This is a genomic window from Massilia sp. CCM 8734, assembly GCF_011682155.1.
In the GTDB taxonomy this organism is placed as follows: domain Bacteria; phylum Pseudomonadota; class Gammaproteobacteria; order Burkholderiales; family Burkholderiaceae_D; genus Telluria_A; species Telluria_A rubra.
Genome location: NZ_WHJI01000009.1, coordinates 37841 through 58911, shown reverse-complemented (window position 1 = coordinate 58911; position 21071 = coordinate 37841). Strand labels below are relative to the sequence as shown.

Here is a 21071-nt window from a genome sequence, read left to right as displayed (position 1 = left end):
GGGATGCAAGCCTGGGAAAATGGTCCGCCTGGAGGGAATCGAACCCCCATGATCGCTTTAGAAGAGCGAGGTCCTATCCGTTGAACGACAGGCGGTATTGATCGTATCGATATCTTACCCGAGCTGAGGGTAATTTGCCGCAAGGAGGAACCCCCTGTGGAAATGAAAACGGGCTGTCAAATGCATGACAGCCCGTCTTTAACTTGGTCGGAGTACAAGGATTCGAACCTTGGACCCCCTGGTCCCAAACCAGGTGCGCTACCGGACTGCGCCACACTCCGAAGACGTTATTATACGTCGGGGCAATCGCAAACGTCAACGGCACATCGTGAAGTTTTCTGTGAAATGTTGAAAACAGGAAAACTAACTTCAAGCACCACTCAACCGCTTACCGGCGCGCCCATCAACAGACGCGCCCTCCCCGCCGCGACTGTTTGCTTACGCCGGCACCTTGTTGGCAATCCGGCGCGCGGTCGATTCGGCCACCTGCGCGCTCTTCGCTTCCACCATCACGCGGATCAGCGGCTCGGTACCCGATGCGCGGATCAGCACGCGCCCCGTATCGCCCAGCTCCGCTTCCACGGCTTCTTTCTCGGCCACCATGTCCGGATGCTTGGTCCAGTCGAAACCGGACGGCACCTTCACGTTAATCAAGGTTTGCGGATACAAGGTCAGTTCCTTGCAGCACTTGTCCAGGCTCTTGCCGCTGCGCTTGAGCGCCGACAGCACTTGCAGCGCGGAGACAATACCGTCGCCGGTCGTGTGCTTGTCGAGCGCCAGCAAGTGACCCGAGCCTTCGCCGCCGAACAGCCAGCCGTTCTCTTTCATCACTTCCAGCACATAGCGGTCGCCGACCTTGGCGCGCGCGAAGCCGACGCCGAGTTCCTTGAATGCCACTTCCAGCGCCATGTTCGTCATCAGGGTTCCTACCGCGCCGGCCACCGGGCCGGTCGTCATGCGGTCGCGCACCATGACATACAGCAGCTCGTCGCCGTTGTAGATGCGGCCGGCGCCGTCGCACATGACCAGGCGGTCGGCGTCGCCGTCGAGCGCGATGCCGAGGTCGGCGCGGTGTTCGAGCACGGCCGCGGCCATGGCCTTCGGCGCGGTCGCGCCGAAGCCGTCGTTGATGTTAAAGCCGTTCGGCTTGTTGCCGATGGCGATGACTTCCGCTCCCAGCTCGTGGAACACGTGCGGTGCGATGTGGTAGGCGGCGCCGTGCGCGCAGTCGAGCACGATGCGCAGGCCGCGCAGGTCGAGCTCGTTCGGGAAGGTGCTCTTGCAAAATTCGATGTAGCGGCCCTTGGCGTCTTCCAGGCGCTTGGCGCGGCCCAGCTTTTCGGCCGGCACGCATTCCATCGGCAAGTCGATCATGGCTTCGATTTCTTGCTCGACCGCGTCCGGCAGCTTGGTGCCGTGCTCGGAGAAGAACTTGATGCCGTTATCCTGGAATGGGTTGTGCGAGGCGGAAATGACGACACCGGCAGACAGGCGCAGCGCGCGCGTCAGGTAGGCCACGGCCGGGGTCGGCATCGGGCCGGCCAGCATCACGTCCACGCCGGCGGCGTTGAAGCCCGCTTCCAAGGCCGATTCGAGCATGTAACCCGAGATACGGGTGTCCTTGCCGATCAGGACCGTCGGACGACCCGAGGCGGCGTTGGTTTTGGCCAGGACTTTACCAGCGGCGTAGCCGAGGCGCATCACGAAATCAGGGGTGATCGGCGCCACGCCCACCAGCCCGCGCACACCGTCCGTACCGAAATATTTACGTGCCATGTTTTCTCTTTTACTCAGTGATTGAATTAGTTAATGAAGAATGCGTGGTGGCGGCTTGCCACACTTTAAGTGCATCGACTGTTTCAGTAACATCATGCACGCGCACGATGCGCGCGCCCTGCGCCACCGCAGCCAGTGCGCCGGCAAGACTGCCGGCCAGGCGCTGCTCGACCGGCTTGCCGGTCACGGCCCCGATCATCGACTTGCGCGACACCCCCGCCAGCACCGGCAAGCCGAGTTCGCGCCCCAGCTTGCCGATGTTGCGCAACAAGGCGTAGTTGTGCTCCACCGTCTTGCCGAAACCAAAACCCGGATCGATGCAGATGCGCTGGCGTTCGATGCCGATGGCCAGCATGGCCTCGATGCGCTCGCGCAAAAAATCCGTCACCTCGCGCACCACGTCGGCGTAGCTTGGGGACTGCTGCATGGTCTGCGGCGAACTTTGCATATGCATCACGCACAGCGCGCAGTCGCTGCCGGCCACCGCTTCCAGGGCGCCGGGCGCCCGGAACGCGTTGATGTCGTTGATCATGTCGACCCCGGCCAGGATCGCCTCGCGCATCACCTCGGGCTTGTAGGTGTCGATCGACAAGGGCTTGCCGAGATCGCGCAGCGCATACAGCGCCGGCATCACGCGGCGCAATTCTTCATCGAGGGGCAGCGCGGGCGCGCCCGGACGGCTCGATTCGCCGCCGACATCGATCAGGTCAACGCCTTCGCTCACCATTTCTTCGGCGCGCGAGAGGGCAAATTCGAGCGAGCCGAAGCGTCCGCCGTCCGAAAACGAGTCGGGCGTGACGTTGAGAATGCCCATGACCAGGGGTGTGGCCGCCACATCGAAGCCGAAGCGGCCGCATTGAAAATATTGTCGCATTGCGTTTACATCATGATGTTAATCGATCGACCATAAAAAATGCCGTTCAGTCTTGTCTGAACGGCATTATATACAAGCTTGCAAGAAATCGGAGAGATTTACGCCGGTGCTGTCGCGTTCGGTGAAACGCCGCCCGGACCGCTGTCGCCCGGAGGCGGCGTGCGCTTGGTCAGGACACCCGACTTCGGCTCGCGTGGCTCGTTGCCGGCCATGATGTCGTTGATCTGGTCGGCGTCGATGGTTTCCCAGTCGAGCAGCGCCTGGGTCATTTTTTCGACCTTGTCGCGATTCTCTTCCAGCAGGCGGCGCGACAGCGCGTACTGCGTGTCGAGGATCGAACGGATCTCGGCATCGACCTTTTGCTGGGTCGCCTCGGAGATGGTCTTGGTGGCGCCGCCGAAGAAACCTTCGTTTTCGCTATCTTCGTAGACCATCACGCCCATGCTGTCGCTCATGCCGAAACGCGTCACCATCGAGCGCGCCAGTTTGGTGGCACGCGAGAAGTCGTTCGACGCGCCGGTCGACATTTGACCGACGAACAGTTCTTCGGCGATACGGCCACCGAACAGGATCGAGATTTCTTCCAGCATCTTGTCCTTGTAGCCGGACAGCACATCATGCTCAGGCAACTGCCAGGTCAGGCCCAGGGCATAACCGCGCGGCATGATCGTGACCTTGTGGACCGGATCGGCCTTAGGCAACAGCTTGGCGATGACGGCGTGGCCGGATTCGTGATACGCGGTGTTGCGGCGTTCTTCTTCACGCATGACCATCGATTTGCGCTCCGGACCCATGAAGATCTTGTCTTTCGCGTCTTCGAAGTCGCTCATTTCCACCAGGCGCTTGCTGCGGCGCGCGGCGAACAGGGCTGCTTCATTGACCAGGTTGGCCAGGTCGGCGCCCGAGAAGCCAGGCGTACCGCGCGCCAGGATGTCGGCCTTGACGTCGGCGCCGATAGGCACCTTGCGCATGTGCACATTGAGAATCTGTTCGCGGCCGCGGATGTCGGGCAAGCCCACCATGACCTGGCGGTCGAAACGGCCCGGACGCAGCAGCGCTTTGTCGAGCACGTCGGCGCGGTTGGTGGCGGCGACGACGATGACGCCGGAGCTGGCTTCAAAACCGTCCATCTCGACCAGCAATTGATTCAAGGTCTGTTCGCGCTCGTCGTTACCGCCGCCCATGCCGGCGCCACGGTGACGGCCGACCGCGTCGATCTCGTCGATGAAAATGATGCAAGGCGAGTGTTTTTTGGCGTTCTCGAACATGTCGCGCACGCGGCTTGCACCGACGCCGACGAACATTTCGACGAAATCCGAACCGGAAATCGAGAAGAACGGCACTTTGGCTTCGCCGGCGATGGCCCGCGCCAGCAGGGTTTTACCCGTGCCCGGAGGGCCTACCATCAGCACGCCGCGCGGAATACGGCCGCCCAGCTTCTGGAATTTGGTCGGGTCCTTGAGGAAGTCGACGATTTCGTTGACTTCTTCTTTCGCTTCGTCGCAACCGGCGACGTCGGCGAAGGTAACGGTATTGTTGGTTTCATCCATCATGCGGGCCTTCGACTTGCCGAAGGAGAAAGCGCCGCCCTTGCCGCCGCCCTGCATCTGACGCATGAAGAAAATCCATACGCCGATCAGCAACAGGAACGGGAACCAGGAAATGATCACGGTCTGCAGGAACGAGGTTTCTTCAGGCGGCTTGATGTCGAAGCGAATGCCGGCGTCGCGCAGGTCGCCGACCAGGCCGCGGTCGAGCAAGGTGGCGGTGGCGCGCACCTTGCTGTCGTCGGTGCGGGTAGCGGTGATGTTCGGCCCTTCGATCAGCACTTCCTTGATGCGCCGTGCCTTCACGTCATCGAGCAGTTCGGAATAAGCGATGGACTTGCTGCCGCCGGCAACGTTGTGGTTGTCAAACTGCCGGAACAGCATGAACAACAACAGGGCAACGACTACCCAGATGGCGGATTTTGAAAACATATTATTCACGAAAACTCCTTCGATGCAGGCGCATCTTTTTACCGATTTTAGAACGCCGATTTTACTCGCAATAAGCAGGCGGTGCCACGCACGCCCCGCTGCCGGGCTGAAAAACTACTGAAAAGCCATGAAAATCAGGCAACTCTTACCCAATTCTCATGCCTTTTGCGGCTTTCCTTGGTTGATGTGCGGCTAAACCCATCAAATATCAAGGGGAGATTCGTCTTCCAGTGCGGTATTCTTGTCGGTAGGATTTTTCAGCCCCTTGCCAACGAGGAAAATTTCGGACGATTTATCACGGCTGGCCTTCGGCTTGATCTGCTTGACGACCTTGAACTCGGCGCGGAACTTCTCCACGACCTGGCTGAAACCCATGTCTTTAAAACACTTGACGACCAGCGCGCCGGACGGTTTCATGTGGAATTGCGAAAATTCGATGGCGAGGTCGATCAGGTGCTCCATGCGGGCCGAATCGGCCGTGGGGATACCCGACAGGTTGGGCGCCATGTCCGACAGCACCAGGTCGCATTTGCGGCCGGCCAAGATGGTGTCGAGCTGGCGCAAAATGCGCGCCTCGCGGAAGTCGCCAAGGATAAAATGCATGTCGGCGATCGGCTCCATCGGCAGCATGTCGAGGCCGATGATGGTGCCGTTGATGCCGCCGCCATCCTTGCCGGCCAGCTTGCGCCGCACGTACTGGCCCCAGCTGCCCGGGGTGCAGCCGAGGTCGACGATGACCTGGCCCGATTTGATCAGCTTTTCGCTCTCGTCGATTTCCTTGAGCTTGTAAGCGGCGCGTGCACGGTAACCCTCTTTCTGCGCTAACTTCACGTAGGGGTCGTTTATGTGGTCGTGCAACCAGTTTTTGTTTAATTTGTTCTTTGCCATTCGCGTAGAATACTGCTTTTAAAGGATTATCTAAAAATATTATGCAAAAACTTACCCCCGTCGAGCGCAGCGCACTGCGCGCTGAAGCGCATGCGCTCAAGCCAGTCGTCATCATCGGCGAAGCGGGCCTGACGCCTGCCGTGATCAAAGAGATCTCGGCCAGCCTCGACTCGCACGGCCTGATCAAGGTCCGCGTGTTCGGCGACGACCGCGCCATGCGCGCAGAAATCTACGACAACATCTGTACCGAGCTCGATGCGGCTCCGGTGCAACACATCGGCAAACTGCTGGTCATTTACCGTCCCAAAGTGGAAGTGGTGAAAGAACGCAGCAGCAAGTCGGGTAAAGGAATGCGCGAAGTTACCATTGTTAAAGCGAGCGCAAGCGGTACCAAGCGTCCGTCCGTGACCAAGGTCATGATCAAAGGCAATGAGCGTGTGACGGAAGGCGGCACCATCAAGCGCGCCAAGCCGCGCCAGACCAGCCCTAAGAAAGGCGCGCTGGGGAAATAATCCCCGCGTTGCCTGCGTTACTGCATTGTTGTTCTTGCCGCCACTCTCGTCGTTCCCGCGCATGCGGGAACGACGGTGGCTGGGATTACGGCTTTGGGTTCTTGAACACCAGCACCGCCGCCAGCACGCTCTGTATCAAATACAACACCATCGACACCCCGTGCAGCATGCCGAACTGCTTGCGCGCGGCCGCTTCCATCACGCCGCCGGGCGCCGCCTCTTTTAACTGAGCCATCATCGGCCCAAGTCCCAGCGTACTGGCCGCCATCAAGGCCAACATCGACGCCACCACCAGCAACAGCACGCGCCGCCGTGTGGTATCGACGCCCTTGTCCAGGGCCAGCAACACCAGCAGCCCCACGCCGCACACCAGCGACACCATCGCTTCGGCCCTGAACATGCTGCCCGCAATGGTCCCGGCCAGCACGCTGTCGGACAGGGTGCGGAACAAGGTCGGGGCCACCAGGTAGCCCACCGTCCACAAACTGCCCGCCCACGCCGTCACCAGCAGCAGGCGGGCGCGCGCAAGCAGCATCAGATGTACTTGACTTCGAGGATTTCGTATTCGCGCGGGCCGGATGGCGCCTGCACTTCCACTACGTCGCCGGCGTACTTGCCGATCAAGGCGCGCGCGATCGGCGAGGTAACCGACACTTTATTGAGCTTCAAGTCCGCTTCGTCCAGGCCGACGATCTGGTAGGTCACCTTGGTGCCGTTATCCAGGTCTTCCAGGTCGACGGTCGAGGCGAACACCACGCGCCCTTCGGCGTCCAGGGTGGTCGGATCGATGATCTGCGCGGCGCCCAATTTGCCTTCCAGCTCCGCGATGCGGCCTTCGACGAATGCCTGGCGCTCCTTGGCGGCGTCGTATTCGGCGTTCTCGGACAAATCGCCATGCGAGCGCGCCTCGGCGATCGCGTCGATCACACTGCGGCGCTCCTTGGTCTTGAGCTGGTGCAGCTCTTCCTTGAGCAGTTCGGCGCCGTATTTGGTAAGTGGAACAGATGTGTTCATGTCGTATTCGCGTTTCTACTGAAAAGTGAAAACCACAGGGCGCGCGATGGAGGATGTCCTTCGCGCGCCCTGTGGTCAGGGGTACTGCGTGCCGCTTAGTTTAAGGTTTTATGCAGGCCTTGTAAATCGTAGACCCGCAACTCGTCAAGATGACGCATGCCTTCGACCGCAGCCTCCGCACCCGCTATTGTAGTGTATGTCGTCACGCGCGCGGCCAAAGCTGAAATCCGGATCTGGCGCGAGTCGACAATCGCACTGCGTTTTTCTTCGACCGTGTTGATCACCAGCGCGATCTCGTGGTTCTTGATCATGTCGACCACGTGCGGACGGCCTTCGATCATCTTGTTGACGGCCTGGCATGGAATTCCCGCCGCGGTGATCACCGCGGCCGTGCCCTTGGTCGCGACGACCTGGAAGCCCATCGAGTGCAGGTCGCGCGCCACCTTCACCGCGCGCGGCTTGTCCGAGCCCTTCACCGACAGGAACACCTTGCCCGATTCGGGCAGCTTGACGCCGGCGCCCATCTGCGACTTGACGAACGCTTCGCCGAAGGTCATGCCCACGCCCATGACTTCACCGGTGGACTTCATCTCGGGTCCGAGAATGGTGTCCACGCCAGGGAATTTCACGAACGGGAACACGGCTTCCTTCACGCTGTAGAACGGCGGCACGACTTCGGTGGTGATGCCCTGCGATTCGAGCGTCTGGCCAACCATGCAACGGGCCGCGATCTTGGCCAGTTGCAGGCCGGTCGCTTTCGACACGAACGGCACCGTGCGCGAAGCACGCGGGTTCACTTCCAGCACGAATACCGTATCAGTCATCACGCCATCGACTTCCGTCTTCTGGATCGCGAACTGCACGTTCATCAGGCCGATCACGTTCAGGCCCTTGGCCATCAGCGAGGTCTGGCGCTTGAGTTCATCGATGGTCTCTTGCGAGAGCGAATATGGCGGCAGCGAACAGGCCGAGTCGCCCGAGTGCACGCCGGCCTGCTCGATGTGCTCCATCACGCCGCCGATGAAGGTGGTGACGCCGTCGGAGATGCAGTCGACGTCGACCTCAATGGCGTCGTTCAGGAAGCGGTCCAGCAGCACTGGCGAATCGTGCGATACCTTGACCGCTTCGCGCATGTAGCGTTCCAGGTCGCGCTGTTCGTGGACGATTTCCATCGCCCGCCCGCCCAGCACATACGATGGACGCACCACCAGCGGATAACCGATTTCCTGCGCCAGCGCCAGTGCTTCAGGCTCGGTGCGCGCGGTGCGGTTAGGCGGCTGGCGCAAGCCCATTTTTTGCAGCATCTGCTGGAAGCGCTCGCGGTCTTCGGCCGCGTCGATCATGTCGGGCGAGGTGCCGATGATCGGCACGCCGTTCGCTTCCAGGTCGAGCGCGAGCTTCAATGGCGTCTGGCCGCCGTACTGCACGATCACGCCGACCGGTTTTTCGATGGCGACGATCTCCAAGACGTCTTCCAGCGTCAGCGACTCGAAATACAGGCGGTCCGAGGTATCGTAGTCGGTCGAGACGGTCTCGGGATTGCAGTTGACCATGATGGTCTCGTAGCCGTCTTCGCGCATCGCCAGCGCCGCGTGCACGCAGCAGTAATCGAATTCGATACCCTGGCCGATGCGGTTCGGGCCACCGCCCAGCACCATGATCTTTTTCTTGTCGCTCGGGTTGGACTCGCACTCTTCGTCATACGTCGAGTACATGTACGCGGTGTCGGTCGAAAATTCGGCCGCGCAGGTATCGACCCGCTTGTACACCGGACGGATGCCCATCGCATGGCGCGTCTCGCGCACCACTTTGTCGGTCGTGTGCAGCAGGAAGGCCAGGCGGCGGTCCGAGAAGCCTTTTTGCTTCAACTTGTACAGGGTCGGCTTGTCGATCGATTCGAGCTTTTGATTGTCGAGCCACAGTTCGATGTCGACGATTTCCTTGATCTGCACCAGGAACCACGGATCGATGTGGGTCAGCTGATGCACTTCTTCCAGCGTAAAGCCCTGGGCAAAGGCGTCGCCCACGTACCAGATGCGGTCCGGGCCGGGTTCGCCCAGTTCTTCTTCGATCTTTTCGCGGTCGCGCGTTTTCTCGTTCAGGCCATCGACGCCCACTTCCAGGCCGCGCAGGGCCTTCTGGAACGATTCCTGGAAGGTGCGGCCAATCGCCATGACTTCACCGACGGACTTCATCTGGGTGGTCAGGTGATGGTCGGCAGCCGGGAATTTTTCGAACGTGAAGCGCGGGATCTTGACCACGACGTAGTCGATCGACGGTTCGAACGAGGCAGGCGTGGCGCCGCCGGTGATTTCGTTGCGCAGCTCGTCGAGCGTGAAGCCCACCGCCAGCTTGGCCGCGATCTTGGCGATCGGGAAACCGGTCGCCTTGGAAGCCAGTGCCGACGAACGCGACACGCGCGGATTCATTTCGATGACGATCATGCGCCCGTCTTGCGGGTTGATCGCGAACTGCACGTTCGAACCACCCGTGTCGACGCCGATCTCGCGCAGCACCGCCAGGGAGGCGTTACGCATGACCTGGTATTCCTTGTCGGTCAGGGTCTGGGCCGGCGCCACGGTGATCGAGTCGCCCGTGTGCACGCCCATGGCGTCCAGGTTTTCGATCGAGCAGATGATGATGCAGTTGTCCGCCTTGTCGCGCACCACTTCCATCTCGTACTCTTTCCAGCCGATCAGGGACTCTTCGATCAGCAGTTCCTTGGTCGGCGACGCTTCCAGGCCGCGCTTGCAGATGGTCTCGAATTCTTCTTCGTTGTAGGCGATGCCGCCGCCGGTGCCGCCCATGGTGAACGAGGGACGGATGATGGTCGGGAAACCCATCTCGCGCTGCACGACCCACGATTCTTCCATCGAGTGGGCCACGCCGGAACGCGCCGAACCGAGACCGATCTTGGTCATCGCCTCCTTGAACTTGGAGCGGTCTTCGGCCTTGTCGATGGCTTCCGGCGAGGCGCCGATCAGCTCCACGTTGTACTGTTTGAGCACGCCGTTGTTGTGCAGGTCGAGCGCGCAATTGAGCGCGGTCTGGCCGCCCATGGTCGGCAGGATCGCGTCGGGACGCTCCTTGGCGATGATGCGCTCGACGACCTTCCAGGTGATCGGCTCGATGTAGGTCACGTCCGCCATTTCCGGGTCGGTCATGATGGTCGCCGGGTTGCTGTTGACGAGGATGACTTTATAGCCCTCCTCGCGCAGCGCCTTGCACGCCTGGGCGCCGGAATAATCGAACTCGCAAGCCTGGCCGATGATGATCGGGCCTGCGCCAATAATCAGAATACTTTTAATGTCACTACGCTTTGGCATATTATTTAATCTCCGCGGCTTGCATCAGACTGATGAAGCGGTCAAACAGGTAAGCTACATCGTTCGGGCCCGGCGACGCTTCAGGGTGGCCCTGGAAGCAGAAGGCCGGCTTGTCGGTGCGGGCGAAGCCCTGCAGCGAGCCGTCGAACAGCGATACGTGGGTAACGCGGCAGTTGGCCGGCAGGGTTTGCGCGTCGACCGCGAAACCGTGGTTCTGCGAGGTGATCATCACCTTGCGCGAATCGAGATCCTGCACCGGGTGGTTGGCGCCGTGGTGGCCGAACTTCATCTTGAGCGTGCGCGCGCCGGAAGCGAGCGCCATGATCTGGTGACCGAGGCAGATGCCGAAGGTCGGGATGCCACGCTCGATCAGCTCGCGGCTGGCCGCGATCGCGTAATCGCACGGTTCCGGGTCGCCCGGGCCGTTGGCCAGGAAAATCCCGTCCGGATTGAGCGCCAGCGCATCGGCGGCGCTGGCCTGGGCCGGCAGCACGGTCACTTTGCAGCCACGTTCGGTCAGCATGCGCAGGATGTTGCGCTTGACGCCGTAGTCGAAAGCCACAACGTGGAACTTGGGATCGGTCAGCTTGCCGTAGCCTTCGCCGAGCTTCCACTCGGTCTCGGTGAACTCGTAGGCGGCGGTGGTCGAGACCACCTTGGCCAGGTCCATGCCGGCCAGGCCGGGGAAGGAGCGCGCCAGTTCCAGCGCCTGCACCTGCGAAGGCTCGTTGCCCTGCGTGCCGACCAAAATGGCGCCGCCCTGCGCGCCTTTTTCGCGCAACAGGCGGGTCAGCTTGCGGGTGTCGATGCCGGAGATGGCGACGATGTTTTCGGCCTTGAGGTAGTCCGACAGCGACTGGGTCGAACGGAAGTTCGACGCCAGCAGCGGCAGGTCGCGGATGATCAGCCCTGCGGCGTGGACCTTGCTTGCCTCGACGTCTTCCGGATTGACGCCCGTATTGCCGATGTGCGGATAGGTCAGCGTGACAAGCTGGCGCGAATAGCTTGGATCGGTCAGGATTTCCTGGTAACCGGTCATGGCCGTGTTGAACACGACTTCCCCGGTAGTATGGCCGGCGGCGCCAATGGAAATACCTTTAAATATCGTTCCATCGGCGAGAGCCAGGATGGCTGGAACGGCGGGGCCAGAAAAAAATGGCGGCAAGGGCAACTCCTGATAAAGTTACCGTAGCTGCGCCACGTCAGACCGACGACCATGGTTTCCCCAGTGCGCTTAGCGCTGGGGATGGTGTCATGTTGAATGAGGGATAGTGGGTAGTCGCTACGGTAGGTGTATGAATGGCTAAACCTCCAAATTATAGCGCAACGCGGCCTTTCCGGCAATCGCCGGCGGATGCATTTGCATCGCTTTTCGCGCTTTTACTGGACATCGCCAACCGTCCTCTATACATTTGAGACAGCATCCTCGGGCAAACCATTTATCAGGAAATGTGATTATGTCTACATTTGGAAGAGATACGCCGATGGAGCGCCCCAACCCGGGCGGGCGGGCAGCGGTATTCGTGCCCAAGACTAACGCGGAAGACGCCGTCAAGGAGATGCTGAAAAACGGCTCGGGCATGGTCGGCTTCGGCAACAGCGACGGCTCGGTCACGGTTTACTTCGAAAACAACCGCTTCAACGATTCGAGCCTGCACAAATGGGAAAGCAAGGTGTGGAAGTCGTACGGAAGAATGGTCGAGCTTTCGCCCACTGTTAACAAGCTGGTGTGCGATGCCAGCAACCTGGCGCAGGTGGGATTCGTCCAGGGGCCGGAAATCGAGGTGCGCGACATGGAACTGCTGATGGCCTGGCTGGAACGCAGCAACGCGGTTGATTCAGCGCCCGCCGGGCCGCTGATTCACGCCTGAGGACAGCACCGGCCGGGGGCGCATGCCGCGTGCGCGCCAGGCCCGCCGTCACTTCGATCGGCCCGAGCTCATGTAAAACACCGCATCGCGCACCTGGTCGCCCGTCAGGGCCGGCATGCCGCCTTTGGCCGGATGCGCCCGGAAGCCATCGATCGCGTGCTTCACCAGCACATCGAAACCTTGCTTGTTACGCAGCTCCCACACCGGCCGGTCGTCCGGGCGCGGGGCGTTGAGCAGGCCCTGCGCATGACAGACCTGGCACGATTCCTCATACACCTTGCGTCCCCGCACGAGCGCGCCCGCGTGGCCGGCAGCCTCGAGCTTGCTCACGCGCGTCGGAACCATTAGGTCGAGCTCGTCGCCGGCCATTTGCAAACCGCGCTCCCCGCTTGGCAGTTCAAGTTCAGCCTGGGCATTGACGCTGCCCTGGGCGGCGGCTTTTTCCAGCAAAGCGGTGGCGTCCGCCGCCGACACAAGGTGTTTGCGCAGGCGATAACCGTACAGCGCGTAGGTCGCGTCGCCATGACCTCGATCGGAGAGCGCGGCGAGGTAGGCCAGCCCGCGTTGTTCATCAAGGGGAAACTGCCGGCCCGAGATCAGCGCCAGCCCAAGCATGTACTGGGCGCGCAGGTCACCCGCCTTGGCGGCCTTGGTCCATGCCCGCTCGGCGGCGACAAACTTCTCCTGGCGAAACAGCTGTTCGCCGGATTCATCGCTCGCTCGCGCCGCGCCGCCGGCACTGCCGAGGATGCAAAACATGACAAACGACGCCAGCGATGCTTTGTATATGGTGTTCATAGCGCTCCTTAACATCGTCAGGCGCCGAGGCGGACCCTGTTTACAAACCCAGCGCGCTCAGTCCCGGATGATCGTCCGGGCGGCGCCCGAGCGGCCAATGGAACTTGCGCTCCTGCTCGGGGATCGGCAGGTCGTTGATGCTGGCGTGGCGCAGCGCCATCAAGCCGTGCTGGTCGAATTCCCAATTCTCGTTGCCGTAGGAGCGGAACCAGTTGCCGGCGTCGTCGCGCCACTCGTAGGCGAAACGCACGGCGATGCGGTTGCCGCCGAAGGCCCACAACTCCTTGATCAGGCGATAGTCGAGTTCGCGCACCCATTTACGCGTCAGCAGGCCGACGATGGCCTCGCGCCCGGTGACGAATTCGGCGCGGTTGCGCCAGCAGCTGGCGGCGGTGTAGGCCAGCGCCACGCGGGCCGGGTCGCGCGAGTTCCAGCCATCTTCGGCCAGGCGCACCTTGAGCGTGGCCGATTCGTGGGTAAAGGGAGGCAGAGGCGGACGGCTTTCTGATTCAGTCATGTGAATTCTCCTGGCGGGGGAATGACAGCATAAGCCATCGCATCCGAACCGGCCCTGCGCAGAGCCGCCCCGAAAACCGGATCAGGGCGGCCTATGCCCTTCTTTATTGCGCCAGCGCGGCGATACCGGCCCTGGCGATCTGCGCATCCTGGTCCGACTTCACGCCCGAGACGCCGACGGCGCCGATCACGTGACCGTCCACGATCACCGGCACGCCACCTTCGAGCATGCCTTCGATGAACGGCACCGTCAGGAACGCGGTGCGGCCATTGTTGATGATATCTTCATAGACCTTGCTCTCGCGCCGGCCCAGCGCCGCCGTCTTGGCCTTGGACGGTGCGATGTGCGACGACAATGGCGCGGCGCCGTCCAGGCGTTGCAAGGACAGCAGATGGCCGCCATCGTCGCAGATGGCGATGGTCACCGCCCAGTTGTTGGCAAGGGCTTCGGCTTGCGCGGCGGCGGCGATTTTCTGGACGTCGGCGAAGTTCAGGTACGGTTTCGATGGCATGTTGATATCCCAAGTGATTAATGCGGGCAATTTTACGGCAAGCGCGCGGTCTGCCGATATCGGATTGGCTATAGCCCTTATGACTGCTGGCGCGCCTTGAGCTTGGCTTTGATCTGCGGCATCACCGCCGCGGCGGCCTGCTCGCCGGCCATGATGGCACGGTTGCGGCCGGCAAAGTCGTTACTGCCCATTTTCGGCAGGTTCGGCGTAATGACCACATCCGCATCCTTGAGCTCGTAGTGATTGAGGCGCTGGCCCATGATGGCGAAGGTCTGCATCAACACTTCGAGCGAGCTGACAGCCGCCTGCGCGTCGGTCTGGCTCGAAATATTGACCGCGATAATGAAATCGGCGCCCATTTCGCGCGCGAAGCGCACCGGCACCGGCGCCACCAGGCCGCCATCGACATACGAGCGCTCGCCAATGCGCACCGGCTGGAACACGCTCGGTACGGACGAGGAAGCGCGCACCGCCTGCCCCGTGTTGCCGCGCCTGAACAGGATCGGCTGACCGTTGTTGAGGTCGGTCGCAACGGCGCCGAAGGGAATCTTGAGCTTTTCGATCGGCACGTTCTTGACGGCCTTGTTCACGTAATTCTGCAAGGCGTCGCCCTTGAGCACACCGGAGGACTTGCCGAACAGCGGCATGGCCCAGTCCGAAATCTCGGCCTCATCCATTTCCATGGCGGTCTTTTGCAGGGCGAAGCCATCGTTGCCGGCGGCATACATGGCGCCGACCACACTGCCGGCGCTGGTGCCGACCACGACATCGGCAAAGATGCCCTGCGCTTCGAGCGCCTTGATCACGCCAATGTGGGCGAACCCCCGCGCGGCGCCGCCACCGAGGGCCAGGCCGATGCGGATTTTCTTGGGCACGGCGGCGGCGGCCGGTTGCACCACGGCGGCCGGTTTGGTGGCGGGAGGAGTGGTGGTGCCGCAGCCGGCGAGCAACACGGCGAGGGCGATCAGGGAACGGCGTTTGGTGAACATAGTGGTCGTCAAAGAAGCGAAGACCACGATTGTACCTGCTCCCGGGAACGCAGTGCCGCCGGGAGGCAAGCAAAGATCGTCTGCATTCCGGATAGCCAACGAGTAAAATCGAAGACCTACCCTATTCAAGGAGCATGCATCATGAGCGAACTAGTCAACACTATCGAACTGAGCGGCTTCGACCCGGACGGCGAACCTGAAATCCGCATGATGTCCGATGGCAGCGCCGAACTATGGTTCAATTTCATGCCGCCCTCGTTCGTCGAGGACCCGGATGCGTATGGCGACTTCGATCGGCAACTCGAGGCAGCTATCGGCGTGCCGGTGATCTGGGAGGACAGGGAAGTTTTCCTCATCGCGGAGCCTGCAAGCGACACGATCGCCAGGCTGACCGACTTCATCCAGAACTTCCGGCACGACGGAAAATGGCTTACGCCGCCGGCAGCGACACAATAAAACTGCTGCCCTTGCCCGCTTCCGACTTGATGGTCAGGTTGCCGCCGTGGCGCAGCAGCACGTGCTTGACGATCGCCAGGCCCAGTCCTGTGCCCTGGGTTTCGCGCGAGCGGCTCTTGTCGACCCGGTAAAACCGTTCGGTCAGGCGCGCGATGTGCTTCTGGTCGATGCCGATGCCGGTATCGCTGGCCACGAACTGCGGTCCGTTCGGCCCCATTTGCCAGGCCAGGAGCGAGGACGAGGGTCAGTGCCGACAAACGCACACGAACGGGACAGTCGCGCCACGCGAATATACAGTCGACGTCAACTGCATTCGACAGAGCCTATTCTTCGTAATCGTTCTGTTCGTGTGCGAATGTCGGTACTGACCCCATAGGTTCGTACCATAGGTTCGTAATCGTTCTGTTCGTTTGCGAATGTCGGTACTGACCCCGTGCCACAGCCCCCTTCGCTGACCCCGTGCCATTCCGTGTGTGTTACCCCCACAATATTCGCAGAGTCCCGGATCATTCGCGCTTTTCTGCCGCAGAGACATTTCGACGGTATACCACGTCATCTCCCGATCCATTTTCATCAATTCCATCTGGTCCAGTTGAATACAACAAAAATCTTCCCGGCCCTGCAATCTCCATATTTCTGTATTTAAGCGGCTTTTCCCAGCCGTCTATGGGCGAGTTAGTTGTCATCTTCAGCACAGAAAAGTTCTCCTTATCATTAGGAGCTCGACCGTGCTTCATCGTCCAATATACAATACTATCTCCGATTATCGAGAGGTTTGAATGTGTTGTCATCAAGCGAAATGCAGCAGCGTCCGAATCGATTAAAGGCCTAGTAAATACAAATGCGATTCCTGCGCCAAAGAATACAGCACCTACTGCCAAAGGCAGCCAATATTTTCTTTTCATTTTACGCACTTACAATCTGGAGAGTTCTTAAAGTAATCCTGATAAAGCTGAGCTTGACTCACTGGGCTAGGCCGAGGCTTACCCCACATTGGCCTAGGCTCACCTACCGGACGTATTTTTTCATAGGACACACGGTTATGAATTTTGTTATGATGCGAATCGCTGATATCGTTCTTCGTTATCAGTCGCTTCAAAAATCCATCTGTACTATGCATTCCCTCATGAAACAAAGTAAAAAACAAACTCGACCATTCGTCTTCAGATAAACACTTTTTAGCGGCAAATGATAGAGGAACGACTATATCTCCGGACCAAGCCTCAGTTGCACCAGACTCATTTTTAGGAATTTCCCCAAGTTTTACATCTCCCTGCGGCTTGATATCATTAAACGCATTTTTCATCTGATTGTAGATATATCCTACATCTTCTATTGACAACCCGAGGGGATCGATAAATGAAAGTGGATTTTCGGCGGCATACATATATGTATTGATTCCGCCAACCAATCCAATAAGATCACTTTGAATATATCTCCCTGTTTGAGAATCATAATCACGATAATAGTTATTATGGAGGCTGGTTTCACTATCATAATATTGTCCGGGAAAACGTAGGTTGTAGATAAAGTTGGCCAGGCGGCTCGGATTTTCATCCGCTGAGTCCTGGCCAAACGGGTTGCTCCCATCCCAGCGCCACACCATCCTGTTGTCGCTAGCGCGTGTGATAACTCGGGGCGCTGGCAGATGATCCGCGTAGACATAGTATGCATTTTCCCCAGTACTCGACGAGCGCGGTTTGATTACCGCTACCGGCATTCCGCCCAAATAGATCGTTTCCTGTATCGGAATACCAGCAGTGTCGTACTCACCAACCATACGGCCGGCCTCATCGTAGACAAAATAAGTCGATGCGCCAGCCGCATCCGACTTGATGGTCCGCTGCCCCAGCCCGTTATAGCGATATTGAACGACGCCACCACTTCCGCCGGACACGTTGTTCAAACGGCCGTTACTGCCGTAGCCAAAACGCAGCGTTCCGTCGCTGATGAGGCTACCTGTGGCATCGTACGTGTTGCGTTTGGCCGGTACCGGCCCGGAAGTCGACGTCAGCCGATTGCTGCCGGCATCAATGGTGTTGAGGTAGCTGTTCGGTCCGACAGTTAACTTTGTGCGGTTCCCGTTCGCGTCGTATTCAAAACGCTGACTCGCCGTGGCGCTGTCGAAGCCGATCAGGCGATCGCGTCCATCGTAGTAATACCGCTGGTCGAGCCTGCCTGGCGTGGCGTTTCCTTTATGCGTCATCGACACGATTCGCCCGGCTGCGTCATAACTGAGCGTGCGTACTGAACCACCAGCCGCCAGGTGCCCCAGCGGATAACTGACCAGCCGGTTTTCAAGGTCGAACTGACGTTCGTATTTGTTGGGACTGGCCGCGCTGTGATTGCCCCACAACCACGACCGCACGGCACCGAACGGCTGGTACGTCAACTCGCTCAAAATCGTGATACGCGCAGTGTTCGGGCGCGTCAGCCCCAGGGCCGACGGTTTCCCATTGCTGTCATACGTAATGTCGATGCGATTGCCGCTGGGGTAGGTCATCGAGGTGACGTGCCCAACCGCGCTGCCAGTGCTGCCATAGGTATAGGCAGTCACGAAGCGCCTCGACGCCGCACCGCTCGTTTGCTCCTTTCTCAACAGCCTTCCCAAACCATCGTAGGCGTACACTGTTTTTCCAGCCTCATCCGTCATCGCCGTGACACAGCCTGCTGCGGGCGTGCCGGCCGCGCCGTACTCGAACGTGCTGGCGCCGATGCCGGTCACCCGGCCCGCCGCGTCGTAGCGATAAGCAGTCTTGCGCCCAGCCGCATCCAGGCTCGATATCGCATTCCCCGCCCCGTCGAACTGCGTGCTCGTGGTGCCGGTATCAGGGCTGATCAATGCCGTTTGCTGCCCCAGCCCGTTGAACACATAACGCGTCTGCAAGCGGCGCGGATCGAGCACGGAGGCAAGCTGATCCTGCGGCGTGTAGGCGTAGTCGATCATTGCCGGCTTGCCCGTGGCATCCGGCGCAGGCAGCGTCTGTTGTATCAGACGGTTGAAGGTGTCGAAAGTTCCCTTGCTGACGCGCGCCAGCGGGTCGGTGCTCGCTGTCAGGTTGCCAACCGCATCGTATTCGAAGCGCGCGCCCAGGTCGTTCGCGCTCTTCTGTTCCCGCTGCAAGCGGTTGAGCGCATCGAAGGCGCGCGTGGTCTGCGCCACCAGTTTGTCGTTCGGATCTTTCACTTCCTGGCGTACGGTATTGCCCATCGCATCGAGCGTGAAATTGATGCTGTTGCCGGCACGATCGCGCAAGCCGGTCAGGCGGTGGGCCTCGTCGTAGCTGTATTCCAGCACCGCGCCATCGGGTGCTGTCATGCGGATCAGTTGACCCGCCACGTCGTACTCGTAACGCGTGGTTTCGGCCTGCGTACTGGCCGCGCGGACGGTGCTGGAGATCAGGCGCTGGCGCGGGTCGTATTCAGACTCGACAATCCTGCCATTCGGATGCGCGATTTTGGTCGGCAAGCCTTCCTCGCTGTAGGCGAGGTAGGTGGTGACCTCGCCAACGCCGTTGCGTACACTCGCCAGGTCGCCCGGGCGGTGGCTTGCGCTGCTGTCGGCGTAATAGCTCATGCTGGCCGATTCGGCCTTGCCATTGGCGTCAAGCGGGCCGCTACTGGTCAGCAATTGCCCGCTGCGGTTGTAGGTGTAGCGCCATTCCTGGATCGGACCGGTCCCGGCCGCCGCGAATCCAAGGGCGCCATTACTGTCGTTGCTCGCCTGGACCGTGGCGCGGCAGACGACGGCAATCGGCTTTCCATTCGGCAGCAGCGCGCCGCCGGCGCATTCCACCACTTTGCCGGCGGCGTCGCGCTGGCCGTTGTAGACCTTCGTTTCCAGGCGTGCCGGCGCGGCAGTGGCAACAGCCAACGCAACATCGGGATGCCAGCGCGTACTGGTTTTGCGCGCCCCCGCCGGAAGCGCACTGTCGATGCTGGCGGGACAGGCGGCGCTTTTGGCCAGTCCCGTGATGCGGGCGATCTCGGTTCCACGGAGCGGGTCGCTGAACAGGCAGGTTTTGTTACCGTTGAAGTCGGTCGTGCTCGTGACATCGCCCTTGGCGCTATAGGTCCTGGCACTGGCGCTGGCGGCGCAACCGGCACCGGCGGGCTGGCTTTGCGCGACAATCCGGCCCGTGCCGTCGGTGCCGAAGGCAAGGTCCATGGTACGGCGGCTGCCGAGCGGATCGGTCACGATGCGGCTGGTGCGGCTGGGGTACTCGAACGTGTACCGCCCGGCGCCGCCGGCGTGTTCCGACAGCACGGCCCTGCCGTCGACGTTGTAGGCGTAGGTGGCAAAGCGCTTGCCATGTTCGTCGGTGATGCCGGTCAGCAGGAAGCGCTGGTTGGGGTCCTCGTAGTGGTATGTGCGCGACGAGATCTCTGCGCCGGCGCGGTCCAGGAAATGCACGCCCACCAGACGCTCCATGCCTTCAATTGGCCCAGAGCCGGGAATGTCCGCCTGCTCGTATTCGTAGCGCACGCCTCCGCTGGCGCCGGTGATCGAGGCGATGGTGTTGCCTTGCCACTTGATCGTCACACGACGGCCACTGGCGCTGGAAATGTCGCTGAGCTGGTTATTCGCGTTATATGCATACTGCGTGACCATGCCGTCGCGGGTATGCGCGCTGGTGAGTCTGAACGTGTCATTTACCTTGGTAAAGCGTTCGACCGTGCCGTCGGGTGTCGTCAGCAGCCAGCCGGCATCGTCACCTTGTGCCACCAGAGCCATACTGCGGTCGTAGTCGGAGCGATATGTGCCGTCGCGCTGGCGCGAGAACTGGAAATAGCTGCCGTCGCTGAGGGCGCCGCTGACTGTGGGCCTGTTAGGGCCTCCGAACTCGCGGCGAGCGTAGAAAGCGCGCTCGAAAGAAAACGACCAGCCCGCGCCGGCCGATTGACCGAGCCCGTTTTCGCGAACGCTGCGGTAGGTGCGCTTGATATGCAGTGCCGCTTCGGTGCCAGCGACCAGATCGGTTTCATGCTGGACTTTGGCGCCGCTGGTGAATTGAACCGGGTTTCCTGAGGAACCCTGGCACGTCAAGGGTACCGCAACCTCGGGTTGTTCCTTGCGGCAGACCCCTTGGGAGTATGCGCTGTATCCTGGTTTGCATCTCAACAAGGTACTTCCATGCCAACTCACACCGCCCACCACTAGAAAATGCGGGTAGATGCATTTGTACCAATCGCGACGATTTTCATACGGTTCAATCGCCTTCAGCGGCGTTCCCATGTGCTTCTTCGCTGTTTTTTGGCAAGCGGTGACCGGATCGGGGGCGTATTCGTCCGGCCCGAAAATCCCGGTGTAGTAATCCCAACCTAGCGTTCCCTCTGGCAAGCCGTTTTCAGCCTGGGCGTGGCCATGCATCAAAACGAGAAACAAGAGCGCGAAACGCAGGAATCGATTGATGCAAGGCAAACTACTGGCGGCGCGAAGGTGCATGGTTTTTCCTGTCTTCTGCAAGAACATGCTGGCGTAAAATTGCCAGTGGGAAAACCAAGCGTAGCGAGTCGAAGAACTGGGATATTGCCTTATCGCAAGCAAATAGGCGCGATT

17 protein-coding genes, 2 tRNA genes and 1 pseudogene are annotated in these 21071 nt (G+C 60.4%); 3 read left to right on the top strand and 17 right to left on the bottom strand.

All coding sequences use genetic code 11. The annotated features are described in order from the left end of the window. Window positions 1–20 precede the first annotated feature (20 nt). From F2P46_RS10590 to F2P46_RS10565, 6 genes are all read right to left on the bottom strand, one after another. A tRNA-Arg gene (locus F2P46_RS10590) sits at window positions 21–95 on the bottom strand. Window positions 96–204: 109 nt separating this feature from the next. Then, window positions 205–281: transfer RNA gene (locus F2P46_RS10585), tRNA-Pro, on the bottom strand. 157 nt (window positions 282–438) lie between these two features. Further along, complete coding sequence (gene glmM, locus F2P46_RS10580) at window positions 439–1776, bottom strand: phosphoglucosamine mutase (protein ID WP_166888632.1); 1338 nt, start codon at window positions 1774–1776, stop codon at window positions 439–441. Window positions 1777–1786: 10 nt separating this feature from the next. Further along, complete coding sequence (folP, locus tag F2P46_RS10575; protein WP_166888630.1) at window positions 1787–2650, bottom strand: dihydropteroate synthase; 864 nt, start codon at window positions 2648–2650, stop codon at window positions 1787–1789. Window positions 2651–2748: 98 nt separating this feature from the next. Continuing rightward, complete coding sequence (gene ftsH, locus F2P46_RS10570) at window positions 2749–4638, bottom strand: ATP-dependent zinc metalloprotease FtsH (RefSeq protein ID WP_166888627.1); 1890 nt, start codon at window positions 4636–4638, stop codon at window positions 2749–2751. Between the two features lie 192 nt (window positions 4639–4830). Further along, window positions 4831–5517, bottom strand: a complete 687-nt coding sequence (locus tag F2P46_RS10565) for an RlmE family RNA methyltransferase (RefSeq protein WP_166888625.1) — start codon at window positions 5515–5517, stop codon at window positions 4831–4833. Between the two features lie 41 nt (window positions 5518–5558). On the opposite strand from F2P46_RS10565, the gene F2P46_RS10560 reads away from it, so the two are divergent. Beyond that, window positions 5559–6029: a YhbY family RNA-binding protein gene (locus tag F2P46_RS10560; RefSeq protein WP_166888622.1), complete on the top strand. Its 471-nt coding sequence runs from the start codon at window positions 5559–5561 to the stop codon at window positions 6027–6029. A gap of 85 nt (window positions 6030–6114) precedes the next feature. On the opposite strand, the gene F2P46_RS10555 is transcribed toward F2P46_RS10560, so the two are convergent. The 4 genes from F2P46_RS10555 to carA all read right to left on the bottom strand — a co-directional run bounded on the left by F2P46_RS10555 (window position 6115) and on the right by carA (window position 11534). Next, complete coding sequence (locus tag F2P46_RS10555; RefSeq protein WP_166888619.1) at window positions 6115–6564, bottom strand: DUF4149 domain-containing protein; 450 nt, start codon at window positions 6562–6564, stop codon at window positions 6115–6117. Then, window positions 6564–7043: a transcription elongation factor GreA gene (greA, locus tag F2P46_RS10550; protein WP_166888616.1), complete on the bottom strand. Its 480-nt coding sequence runs from the start codon at window positions 7041–7043 to the stop codon at window positions 6564–6566. The genes F2P46_RS10555 and greA overlap by 1 nt, the downstream gene beginning before the upstream one ends. A gap of 95 nt (window positions 7044–7138) precedes the next feature. After that, complete coding sequence (gene carB, locus F2P46_RS10545) at window positions 7139–10369, bottom strand: carbamoyl-phosphate synthase large subunit (RefSeq protein WP_166888613.1); 3231 nt, start codon at window positions 10367–10369, stop codon at window positions 7139–7141. A gap of 1 nt (window position 10370) precedes the next feature. Next, a complete protein-coding gene (gene carA, locus F2P46_RS10540; RefSeq protein WP_166888610.1) occupies window positions 10371–11534 on the bottom strand; it encodes a glutamine-hydrolyzing carbamoyl-phosphate synthase small subunit in 1164 nt (387 codons plus the stop codon). Window positions 11535–11826: 292 nt separating this feature from the next. Between carA and F2P46_RS10535 the strand changes: the two genes are divergently transcribed. Beyond that, window positions 11827–12240 carry a hypothetical protein gene (locus F2P46_RS10535; protein WP_229509218.1) on the top strand — a complete coding sequence of 138 codons (414 nt, stop codon included), beginning with the start codon at window positions 11827–11829 and terminating at the stop codon, window positions 12238–12240. A 48-nt stretch (window positions 12241–12288) separates the two neighbouring features. Here F2P46_RS10535 and F2P46_RS10530 read toward each other — a convergent pair whose 3' ends face one another. From F2P46_RS10530 to F2P46_RS10515, 4 genes are all read right to left on the bottom strand, one after another. Further along, the gene (locus tag F2P46_RS10530) at window positions 12289–13038 is read right to left on the bottom strand and encodes a c-type cytochrome (protein WP_166888607.1); all 750 of its coding nucleotides are present in this window, start codon (window positions 13036–13038) and stop codon (window positions 12289–12291) included. Between the two features lie 40 nt (window positions 13039–13078). Next, the gene (locus tag F2P46_RS10525) at window positions 13079–13555 is read right to left on the bottom strand and encodes a DUF1348 family protein (protein WP_166888604.1); all 477 of its coding nucleotides are present in this window, start codon (window positions 13553–13555) and stop codon (window positions 13079–13081) included. Between the two features lie 103 nt (window positions 13556–13658). Next, window positions 13659–14066 carry a heme-binding protein gene (locus F2P46_RS10520; RefSeq protein WP_166888601.1) on the bottom strand — a complete coding sequence of 136 codons (408 nt, stop codon included), beginning with the start codon at window positions 14064–14066 and terminating at the stop codon, window positions 13659–13661. Between the two features lie 77 nt (window positions 14067–14143). Next, window positions 14144–15055 carry a patatin-like phospholipase family protein gene (locus F2P46_RS10515; RefSeq protein ID WP_166888598.1) on the bottom strand — a complete coding sequence of 304 codons (912 nt, stop codon included), beginning with the start codon at window positions 15053–15055 and terminating at the stop codon, window positions 14144–14146. 141 nt (window positions 15056–15196) lie between these two features. Between F2P46_RS10515 and F2P46_RS10510 the strand changes: the two genes are divergently transcribed. After that, window positions 15197–15511 (top strand): hypothetical protein, encoded by a 315-nt coding sequence (locus F2P46_RS10510; RefSeq protein WP_166888596.1) that lies wholly within the window; start codon window positions 15197–15199, stop codon window positions 15509–15511. Here the strand turns inward: F2P46_RS10510 and F2P46_RS10505 are convergent. The 3 genes and pseudogenes from F2P46_RS10505 to F2P46_RS10495 form a co-directional block, all read right to left on the bottom strand. Continuing rightward, window positions 15486–15710, bottom strand: a pseudogene (locus F2P46_RS10505) (ATP-binding protein); the annotation flags it as partial. The gene F2P46_RS10510 and the pseudogene F2P46_RS10505 overlap by 26 nt on opposite strands. Before the next feature lie 307 nt (window positions 15711–16017). After that, complete coding sequence (locus tag F2P46_RS10500) at window positions 16018–16425, bottom strand: hypothetical protein (protein WP_166888593.1); 408 nt, start codon at window positions 16423–16425, stop codon at window positions 16018–16020. Further along, on the bottom strand, window positions 16413–20957 hold the full coding sequence (locus F2P46_RS10495) for an RHS repeat-associated core domain-containing protein (protein WP_166888591.1): 4545 nt from the start codon (window positions 20955–20957) through the stop codon (window positions 16413–16415). The genes F2P46_RS10500 and F2P46_RS10495 overlap by 13 nt, the downstream gene beginning before the upstream one ends. Between the last annotated feature and the right edge of the window lie 114 nt (window positions 20958–21071).